Source organism: Mesorhizobium sp. M7A.F.Ca.CA.002.04.1.1 (assembly GCF_004022805.1).
Taxonomy (GTDB): Bacteria; Pseudomonadota; Alphaproteobacteria; order Rhizobiales; family Rhizobiaceae; genus Mesorhizobium; species Mesorhizobium ciceri.
On sequence record NZ_RZPL01001065.1, the window covers coordinates 1 to 1,277 of the forward strand.

Below are 1,277 nucleotides of genomic sequence, written 5' to 3' on the forward strand. Positions count from 1 at the left end.
CTCATGGACGGTGGTCGCGCCGCCGGACAGCCGCTTTTCCAGAAGCTGGCTGTTGACGATGTCAAACCAGTAGAGCGTATCGGTGGCGGGATCGTAGCTCGGCCCCTCGCCGAGCTGGCAGACGTGATCGGAAAAAACCGAAACGATCGCTTCGCTCATCCTGCTTCTCCGAACACCGCATCCCAGGCCGCGACGGCAGCGTGCGCACGCGCGGCCACCTCGTCGACGCTCATGCCCGGCTTGAACAGGCTGGAGCCCAGACCAAAGGCGGTCACGCCGGCAGCCTTGTAGCCGGCAAAATCTTTTTCAGAGACACCGCCGACGGCGCCGACCAATGTCTGCGCCGGCAACACCGCGCGCATCGCGGAAATGCCGCCGGTGCCCAGCACGCTCGCCGGGAAGAATTTCAGGGCCGAGGCGCCGAGTTTGATCGCCAGGAAGGCTTCGGTCGGCGTGAACACGCCGGGCATCGTCACCATGCCGTAATGCATGGCGCGCGCCATCACCTCGGCATCGATGTTGGGACTGACCAGCAGCCGCCCTCCGGCCTGGTGCAAGCCATCGACATCGGCCGGCGTCAGCACCGTGCCGGCGCCGACCAGCGCCGTTTTCGGCAGCACTTGGACGATGCGGGCGATCGACGAGAACGGTTGCGGTGAGTTCAGCGGCACTTCGATCGCCTCGATGCCGGCGTCGAACAGCGCCTGGCCCATGGCCATCGCCTCGGTGGGCTTGAGCCCGCGAAGGATGGCAACCAGGCCGCGCTTGAGTTTTGGAAACGGTGCGGTCTGGCTCATCGGGCAACTCCAATTCTGGCGATCATGCCGTTCTCGCGCGCCGCCTCGACGAGACCGGCACGCACTGCCTCGTCGGCGTCGACGGCCCGGAGCTCAAGCCCAGCAAGCCCAAGTGCGGCCTGGTAGAGTGCGGCCAGCGCGCCGGAGGCAATCAGCACCACGGGTTCGGCGCCGGCGCCATGCCGGCGGCTGGCGGAGGCGATCTCGCCGCCGATCAAAAGGCCGGACAGGCAGGCGGCGGCATCGTCGGCTTTCAGATCCTGCAGCAGGCCGGCGGCCCGGATCGAAAACAGTCGCGAGGTGATATCGCCGCCTTCGCCCAATGCGGTTTCGCACCAGCGGCGGAAGAACGGATTGTCCGATGTGACGGGCTTCGGATGTTCGCCGAGCGAATGGCGCAGGATCGAGGGCGCGGCAAGCACGGAAAACAGCTCGCCGGTCGGCCAGGTGCCGAAGCCGGTAACGGAGCCATCCTCGACC

At 66.7% G+C, this 1,277-nt stretch carries 2 protein-coding genes and 1 pseudogene; all 3 read right to left on the reverse strand.

What is annotated here, in order from left to right:
- Nucleotides 1-159, reverse strand: a pseudogene (locus tag ENZ75_RS35795) (SMP-30/gluconolactonase/LRE family protein); the annotation flags it as partial.
- A complete protein-coding gene (locus ENZ75_RS32125) occupies nucleotides 156-797 on the reverse strand; it encodes a 2-dehydro-3-deoxy-6-phosphogalactonate aldolase (RefSeq protein WP_063169670.1) in 642 nt (213 codons plus the stop codon). The gene ENZ75_RS32125 and the pseudogene ENZ75_RS35795, both read right to left, overlap by 4 nt.
- Nucleotides 794-1,277: 2-dehydro-3-deoxygalactonokinase (locus ENZ75_RS32130; protein WP_206617158.1), on the reverse strand; the 484-nt coding region annotated here is incomplete at its 5' end. The genes ENZ75_RS32130 and ENZ75_RS32125, both read right to left, overlap by 4 nt.